Annotated in this window: 5 protein-coding genes; 3 read left to right on the top strand and 2 right to left on the bottom strand. The window is 61.6% G+C overall.

Annotation, left to right across the window (positions count from 1 at the left end; translation table 11 throughout):
- The first annotated feature begins 183 nt into the window (after positions 1-183).
- Entirely contained in the window at positions 184-540 is a 357-nt protein-coding gene (locus ACOZJV_RS28600; protein WP_421549002.1) for a hypothetical protein, read from the top strand.
- Between the two features lie 71 nt (positions 541-611).
- Positions 612-1,106 (top strand): GreA/GreB family elongation factor, encoded by a 495-nt coding sequence (locus ACOZJV_RS28595; RefSeq protein WP_078471749.1) that lies wholly within the window; start codon positions 612-614, stop codon positions 1,104-1,106.
- Positions 1,107-1,112: 6 nt separating this feature from the next.
- On the opposite strand, the gene gdhA is transcribed toward ACOZJV_RS28595, so the two are convergent.
- Together gdhA and ettA are read right to left on the bottom strand one after the other, a co-directional pair.
- Positions 1,113-2,450: an NADP-specific glutamate dehydrogenase gene (gene gdhA / locus ACOZJV_RS28590; RefSeq protein WP_078471748.1), complete on the bottom strand. Its 1,338-nt coding sequence runs from the start codon at positions 2,448-2,450 to the stop codon at positions 1,113-1,115.
- A 312-nt stretch (positions 2,451-2,762) separates the two neighbouring features.
- Positions 2,763-4,427: an energy-dependent translational throttle protein EttA gene (gene ettA, locus ACOZJV_RS28585; RefSeq protein WP_020296430.1), complete on the bottom strand. Its 1,665-nt coding sequence runs from the start codon at positions 4,425-4,427 to the stop codon at positions 2,763-2,765.
- Positions 4,428-4,709: 282 nt separating this feature from the next.
- On the opposite strand from ettA, the gene ACOZJV_RS28580 reads away from it, so the two are divergent.
- Entirely contained in the window at positions 4,710-8,558 is a 3,849-nt protein-coding gene (locus ACOZJV_RS28580; protein ID WP_421549001.1) for an EAL domain-containing protein, read from the top strand.
- Positions 8,559-8,678 lie beyond the last annotated feature (120 nt).

Below are 8,678 nucleotides of genomic sequence, written 5' to 3'. Positions count from 1 at the left end.
CGGCTACAGCTCCTCCTGTAACCGCTGCCGCCAGGCTGCGCTAGCATCAATCACGCCGATAACCTCCCTGACACTCCACAGCCCCTACCCACGGCACCCCCAAACAAACCGCTCACCTGTTTTTCACAAGGCCGCGACGAAAGCGCTTCTAAACTTCACTCATCAAGCGTCCAGGAGTCGCAGATGAAGCGTTTTGGTTGGGCAGCCGTCTTGTTGTTGCTGATCAGTGGGTGCGAGTCGACCCACGAGCATTTGCTGGCCCAGGGTTACCCACCGGCCTTCGCCGACGGTTTCGATGACGGGTGCATCAGCGGTCGCCAGGCCGCCGGGTCGATCAGTGGCGAGTTCCGCAAAAACGTCCCGCGCTATCTCAAGGACCCGCAATACGCCGAAGGCTGGAGCGATGGCTTCCGCCAATGCCAGGCCATGCTCGAAAACCAGGACCGCACCGATTACCGGGATCGCCATTGGGATGAGCGCGAGCGCGCCTGGCAGCAAGAGAAGGATCAAGGCGCGGCGCGGGCCTATCGTTCGCAATAGGTCGCTTTCGGACATTGCCCGAAACTAAAAGGCTGCGACCATGGCCCAACCTCCATCAAGGGAGAAATGCCATGAGCCGTGCCTTCGTCAATGAAGATCAGGCCGCCGCACAGGCCGACCAGCCGGTCGAACGCCTCGTCAGCGCCCAACCCAACTACGTCACCCCGACCGGCCTGGCCCAGTTGCAGGCCAAAGTCGCGCAGCTGCACAGCCAGCACAGCGAACAAGCGAGCCTGGGCGACCAGGCGGACCCACAGCGTCAAGCCGATATCGAACGTGACCTGCGGTATTTCCAGCAACGCCTGCAAAGCGCCCAGGTGGTGACTCAGGCCACTTCCACCACCAAGGTGCAGATCGGCAGCCGCGTGACTTTCGCCGATGAACAGGGCAGCGAGCAGCAGGTGCAACTGGTGGGGGAAGACCAGGCCGATGCCGCCCATGGCCTGGTCAACTGGGGCTCGCCCCTGGGTCGCGCGCTACTGGGCGCGCAACCGGGGGATGAGGTGCTGTGGCATCGGCCGGCAGGCGATCAGACGATCGAGATCATCCGCATCGAACCGGCCTGAAGCGCCTCAGACCACGCCCTGGGCCAACATGGCATCGGCAACCTTGACGAAGCCGGCAATGTTCGCGCCCTTGACGTAGTTGATCCGACCGTTCTCTTCGCCGTAATGCACGCAGGCATGGTGGATCGATTGCATGATGTTGTGCAGCTTGCTGTCCACTTCCCCAGCAGTCCACAGCAGGCGCATGGCGTTCTGCGACATCTCCAGCCCGCTCACCGCCACGCCTCCGGCGTTCGACGCCTTGCCCGGGGCGAACAGGATATTGGCGTCGATAAAGATATCCACAGCCTCCAGGGTGGTCGGCATGTTCGCGCCTTCGGCCACGCAGATGCAGCCCTGACGCAGCAGGGTGCGAGCAGCGTCGGCGTCCAGTTCGTTCTGGGTCGCGCAGGGCAATGCGATATCGCACGCCAGGGACCAAGGGCTCTGGCCAGCGCGGAACTCCAGGCCAAACTGCTCGGCCAACTCGCTGATGCGCCCGCGCTTGACGTTTTTCAGCTCCAGCACCGCCAGCCATTGCTCTTCGCTGAGGCCGGACTCGCAATACAGCGTGCCCTCGGAGTCGGACAGGGAAATCACCTTGCCCCCCAGGTCCATGACTTTGCGCGCCGCGTACTGCGCCACGTTGCCCGAACCGGATATCGCCACGCGCTTGCCTTCGACCCGGTCGCCACGGCGCTTGAGCATCTCTTCGGCAAAGTACACGCAACCGAAACCGGTGGCCTCAGGACGAATCAGGCTGCCGCCGTAGCTCATGCCCTTGCCGGTCAGGACCGAGGTGAACTGGTTGCTCAGGCGCTTGTACTGCCCGAACAGGAAACCGATTTCCCGGGCGCCGACGCCGATATCGCCCGCGGGCACATCCACGTCTGCACCGATATGACGATACAGCTCGCTCATGAACGCCTGGCAGAAGCGCATGACTTCAGCGTCGCTCTTGCCCTTGGGGTTGAAGTCCGAACCACCCTTGCCGCCGCCCATGGGCAGTGAGGTCAGGGAATTCTTGAAGGTCTGTTCGAAGGCGAGGAATTTAAGCACCCCCAGATTGACCGAAGGGTGGAAGCGCAAACCGCCCTTGTAGGGACCGATGGCGCTGTTCATCTGGATGCGGAAACCGCGGTTGACCCGGACCTTGCCCTGATCGTCGACCCACGACACACGGAACACCACCGCACGCTCCGGCTCGCAGATGCGTTCGAGAATACCCGAGGTCAGGTAATGGGGATTGGCTTCCAGAAAAGGCCACAGGCTGCGTAGTACCTCTTCCACCGCCTGGTGGAATTCAGGCTGGTCTGGATCGCGTTTTTTCAGGCGGGCAAGGAAGTCTTCGACGGATTCGATCATGGAAAAGTCTCGGCAAATTTATTGTCGTTAACGGAGATTTGCCCGGGACTTTAGCAATTCGATTCGCACCGCGACAGCGCAAAATGTCGCAGTTATGAATTTAAATGGTGCATTAGATATAAATCAGCCCCTGAAAAGCCGATTTTTGTGCACCGAAACGAGGATCAACATTAACCCGATCGCCCGATTCCGGTCACCTCTGAAACCGCTCGCCGATTGAGCAGTTCCCCTTGTTCAACTTCCCCTCTGGCAACAATCGCCAGGCAAAAAAAACGGAGCCCGAAGGCTCCGCTTTTGTTCCAACCGACCCGATCAGGCCAGTTTTTTGTGCCGTACGCGATGCGGCTGGGCAGCCGCTTCGCCAAGGCGCTTCTTGCGATCGGCTTCGTACTCGGTGTAGTTGCCTTCGAAGAACACCGCTTGCGAGTCGTCTTCGTACGCCAGGATGTGGGTCGCGACGCGGTCAAGGAACCACCGATCGTGAGAGATCACAATGGCGGCGCCCGGGAAGTCCAGCAGGGCTTCTTCCAGGGAACGCAGGGTTTCAACGTCGAGGTCGTTGGACGGTTCGTCGAGCAGCAGGACGTTGCCGCCCTCCTTCAGGGTCAGGGCCAGGTGCAAGCGACCGCGCTCACCACCGGACAGGTCCTTGACGAACTTCTGCTGATCGCCGCCCTTGAAGTTGAAACGACCGACGTAGGTACGGGACGGAATCTCGTAGTTGCCGATGCGGATCTGGTCGGAACCGTCGGAGATCTGCTGGAAAACAGTCTTGCTGCCATCCAGGTCGTCGCGGCTCTGATCCACGCAAGCCAGCTGCACGGTTTCGCCGACTTCGATGCTGCCCGAATCCGGTTGTTCCTTGCCCATCAGCATGCGGAACAGGGTGGATTTACCTGCACCGTTACCGCCGATCACGCCGACGATGGCACCTTTAGGCATGCTGAACGACAGGTTGTCGATCAGGACGCGATCGCCATAGCCCTTGGTGACGTTCTTGAATTCGATGACCTTGTCACCCAGGCGCGGACCGGCCGGGATGTAGATCTCGTTGGTCTCGCTGCGCTTCTGGAATTCCTGGGACTGCATTTCCTCGAAGCGTTGCAGACGAGCCTTGGATTTGGACTGGCGGGCCTTGGCGCCTTTGCGCACCCACTCCAGTTCTTCCTTCATGGCTTTTTCGTGAGCCGACTGCTGCTTGGATTCGGCAGCCAGACGGTCGGACTTGGCTTCGAGCCAACCCGAGTAGTTGCCTTCATAAGGAATGCCGGCGCCACGGTCGAGCTCCAGAATCCAGCCAGCAACGTTGTCCAAGAAGTAACGGTCGTGCGTAATCGCGACCACAGTGCCCGGGAAGTCGTGGAGGAAGTGTTCCAGCCAGGCGACGGAATCGGCGTCCAAGTGGTTGGTCGGTTCGTCGAGCAGCAGCATGTCCGGGGCCGACAGCAGCAGGCGGCACAGGGCCACACGACGCTTCTCGCCACCTGACAGGTGTTCGACCTTGGCGTCCCAGGCCGGCAGGCGCAGCGCATCGGCGGCGACTTCCAGCTGGCGCTCCAGGTTATGACCATCGCTGGCTTGGAGGATGGCTTCGAGCTTGGCCTGTTCGGCGGCCAGCTTGTCGAAGTCGGCATCCGGGTCGGCGTAGGCGGCATACACCTCGTCAAGGCGCGCCTGGGCGTCCTTGATCACGCTGACCGCTTCCTCGACCACTTCACGCACGGTCTTGGTCGGGTCCAGCTGTGGCTCTTGCGGCAGGTAGCCGATGTTCAGGTCTGGCATCGGGCGTGCTTCACCGTCGAACTCGGTGTCAACGCCGGCCATGATTTTCAACAGGGTGGATTTACCCGAACCGTTGAGGCCCAGTACGCCGATCTTGGCGCCGGGGAAGAATGACAGCGAAATGTTTTTGAGGATTTCCCGCTTCGGCGGAACAACTTTTCCCAGCCGATGCATGGTGAAGACGTATTGAGCCATGGTGAACCTAGCGTCAGTGACTGATGAATAGATCGGGCAGAGCCCGGGCCAGGCCATGCGCGGCACGGGCGTTGATCGTGATCAATACCCGCGAGCGGTAAATGCCTGATTGTCTGGAGCTGGAACGCTCCCGCGTAACCGGCAAAGCTACCTCAACGGATGACTAAGGTCCAGCCAGGCGGGGCTGGCACTTTGCCACAACTCAAGGCATGCTAGCCGCCCTTCGGGCGTCCGGCTTATAGTGCACGTCGCGCCAGTCCAGCCAAACCGCAGGATCACAGCTTGTCCAATGTCATTCCGCCATCTTCCGTGCGCGCAATCGCCTCTGCGCCCGGCTCTCCCCTGCGCGGCACCCTGAAGGGGGGATTGGCAACGCTGGTACTGCTGCTGCTCGCCCTGCTGTTTTGGCAGTTGCTCGACCAACTGCAGCAAACCCGTAAAGACCAGCACCAACATGCCATCGACTACAGCGCCGATCTGGCTGATCACCTCAGCCTGAACCTGGCGCTGAACGCGCAGATTGCCCTCAACCTGCTACCGATCGTCGAACAGCCCCACGACACCGAGCAACAGCAGCAACTGCTGAAAAGACTCCAGTTGTCCCTGCCGGATGTTCGCAGCGTCGCCCTGCTCGATGCCCAGGGCCAAGTGCTGAGTGACAGCGCCACCGACAGCCAGGATGCGGCCTGGCTGGCGAAACTGGTCGAGCGCAGCCACGCCCAGCGCTACTTCTTCGGCAACGGCCCGGAGGGTTCGGTGGTGTATCTGTTACTGCACCAGCCCAGCGGCGCGGTTAAGGGCTACTGGGTATTGCGGGTGGCCCCGAGCTTCTTCCAGACCCTGACCCGGCACAGCGATGAAAGCTTCCGCCCGGTGTGGGTGGTGCAAAACCGCCTGACCCAGCAAGTCATCAGCCGCGATGAAAGCAGCAGCGCCACACCCGGCCAGCTTTCGGCCGATGAAATGGCCAACACCGTGCTGGTCACGCCCCTGGGCAATAGCGATTGGCAATTGCGCGGCCTGTTCGATGAGCGCGCGGTCATCGAGCAACTGTTGCCGGCCTTTATCGGCAAATGCCTGCTGGGCCTGGCTTTCTCGTTGATTCCGGTGATCGCCCTGCTGAACATGCGCCGGCGCCAGCGCCAATTGCACGAAGGTCGGCGCCGCTACCAGGATATTTTCGAAGGCACCGGCGTGGCCTTGTGCGTGCTGGATATCTCCGGCCTCCCGATTCTGCTCGACAAGCTGCAACTGCGCACCAGCGAGCAGCTCAGGCACTGGCTGCAACAGAGCTCCGAGCAGCGCCTGCAACTGTTGCAGGAACTGCGCATTACCGAAGTCAACCAGGTCGCCCTGCGCCTGCTGAATGTCGACGCCTGCGAAAGCGCCTGGAAACTGCTGATCGACGGCTGCCCGCTCAACGGCAACGCCATCGGCATTCAACTGCTGGATGCCGTGCTCACCCGCCAAAAGCAGCTGGAGCTGGAAATCAAGCTCAGCGATGCCCAGGGCAAGGACCAGCATCTGTGGCTGGTGCTGCGCCTGCCGGAAGACCCGAGCGATTACCGCGCGGTGATCCTCAGCATCAGTGACATCACCAGCCGCAAGCTGATCGAACTGTCGCTGCTGGAGCGTGAAGGTTTCTGGTCGGACGTGGTGCGCACCGTGCCCGATCACCTGTATGTGCAGGACGTGATCAGCCAGCGCATGATTTTCAGCAACCATCACCTGGGGCAGACCCTGGGCTACAACAAGACCGAACTGCACCAGATGGGCGAGTACTTCTGGGAGATCCTGCTGCACCCGGAAGACGCCGACCTCTACCACCGCCTGCGCCAGGAGCAGCGGCATTCGGGTTATGCCCAGCTGTTGCAATGCCAACTGCGCTTTCGCCACCGCAGCGACCAATGGCGGCGTTTCGAGATCCGCGAACAGGCGCTGGCCCGGGATCGGCACGACCAGGTCACGCGGATCATCGGCGTGGCCAAGGACATCACCGACCAGATCGAGGCCAGCGAATCCCTGCGCGACAGCGAGCAACGCTACCGGATGCTCGCCGAAAGCATCAGCGACGTGATTTTCTCCACCGACAGCAAGCTGTCGTTGAACTACGTGAGCCCGTCGGTGCTGGCGGTGCTGGGTTATGGAGTGGACTGGATCTTCCAGAACGGCTGGCAATCGACCATCGCCAACCCGCAGCAACTGACCGGCATCTATGCCCTGATGGACCGGGTCAGCAAGGCCCTGGACAAACCCGAGCAACTGGCGCAGTTGCGCAGCCAGGTGCAGACCCAGTTGTTCCTGTTCGATTGCCTGCGCGCCGACGGCCGCAAGATTCCCATCGAGCTGCGCCTGGTGCTGGTGTGGGACGAGCACGGGGCGTTCGAAGGCGTGCTCGGCGTCGGCCGCGACATCAGCCAGCAACGCCGTGCGGAAAAAGACCTGCGCATGGCTGCCACGGTTTTCGAACACTCGACCTCGGCGATCCTGATCACCGACCCGGCCGGCTATATCGTGCAGGCCAACGAGGCCTTCAGCCGGGTCAGCGGTTACGCGGTGTCCCAGGTACTCGACCAGCTGCCGAACATGCTGACCGTCGACGAACAGCAGGAAGCCCACCTGCGCTATGTGCTCAAGCAACTGCACCAGCACAGTACCTGGGAAGGCGAAGTCTGGCTCAAGCGGCGCAATGGCGAGCATTATCCGGCCTGGGTCGGGATTACCGCGGTGCTGGATGACGAAGGCGACCTGGCCAGCTACGTGTGCTTCTTCAGTGACATCAGCGAGCGCAAGGCCAGCGAGCAGCGGATCCACCGCCTGGCCTACTACGACGCCCTGACCCACTTGCCCAACCGCACCCTGTTCCAGGACCGCCTGCACACCGCTCTGCAATCGGCGGAACGGCAGAAGTCCTGGGTGGTGCTGATGTTCCTCGACCTCGACCGCTTCAAGCCGATCAACGACTCCCTGGGTCATGCCGCAGGCGATCGCATGCTCAAGGAAATGGCCACGCGCCTGCTGGGCTGCGTCGACGATGACGACACCGTGGCGCGCATGGGCGGCGATGAGTTCACCCTGCTCCTGCAGCCTCGCGCCAGCCGTGAAATGGCGCTGAACCGGGCGATCCACGTCGCCGAGCAGATTCTCGCCAGCCTGGTCAAACCCTTTGTGCTCGAGGGCCGCGAGTTCTTTGTCACCGCCAGTATCGGCATCGCCCTGAGCCCGCAGGACGGTAATGAACTGAGCCAGTTGATGAAGAACGCCGACACCGCGATGTACCACGCCAAGGAACGCGGCAAGAACAACTTCCAGTTCTACCAGGCGGACATGAACGCCAGCGCCCTGGAGCGCCTGGAGCTGGAAAGCGACCTGCGCCACGCCCTGGAGCAGGAAGAATTCGTCCTTTACTACCAGCCGCAATTCAGCGGTGACGGCAAGCGCCTGACCGGGGCCGAGGCCCTGCTGCGCTGGCGGCATCCGCGGCGCGGGCTGGTGCCGCCGGGGGACTTCATCCCGGTACTCGAAGAACTCGGATTGGTGGTAGATGTCGGTGACTGGGTGATCAGCGAGGCCTGTCGCCAGCTCAAATCCTGGCACCAGGCCAAGGTCCGGGTGCCGAAAGTCTCGGTGAACATCTCGGCGCGGCAGTTCTCCGACGGCCAGCTGGGCACGCGGATCGCCACCATCCTCAAGGAAACCGGCCTGCCGCCGGCGTGCCTGGAGCTGGAACTGACCGAAAGTATCCTGATGCGCGAAGTCAGCGAGGCCATGCAGATTCTCGCCGGCCTGAAAAACCTGGGGCTGAGCATCGCCGTCGATGACTTCGGCACCGGCTACTCATCGCTGAACTACCTCAAGCAGTTCCCGATCGACGTGCTGAAAATCGACCGAACCTTCGTCGATGGCCTGCCGTCCGGCGAGCAGGACGCGCAAATCGCCCGCGCCATCATTGCCATGGCCCACAGCCTGAACCTGGCGGTGATCGCCGAGGGTGTGGAAACCCACGAACAGCTGGATTTCCTGCGTGAACACGGTTGCGACGAGGTCCAGGGCTATCTGTTCGGCCGCCCGATGCCGGCCAATCGCTTCGAAGCCCAGTTCAGCAACGACGCACTCTTCATGTTCGACTAGAAGCCGCGGCAAGCTTCAAGCGACAAGCTGCAAGAGAAAAACGACCCGTTTGCCGCTTGCAGCTCGTCACTTGAACGCTGCTTCTGTGCGACATGATGTCCTTTCATATGCCATCTAAAA

Source organism: Pseudomonas sp. QD4, assembly GCF_049199125.1.
Taxonomy (GTDB): domain Bacteria; phylum Pseudomonadota; class Gammaproteobacteria; order Pseudomonadales; family Pseudomonadaceae; genus Aquipseudomonas.
This window is presented reverse-complemented; position numbering and strand designations above follow the sequence as displayed.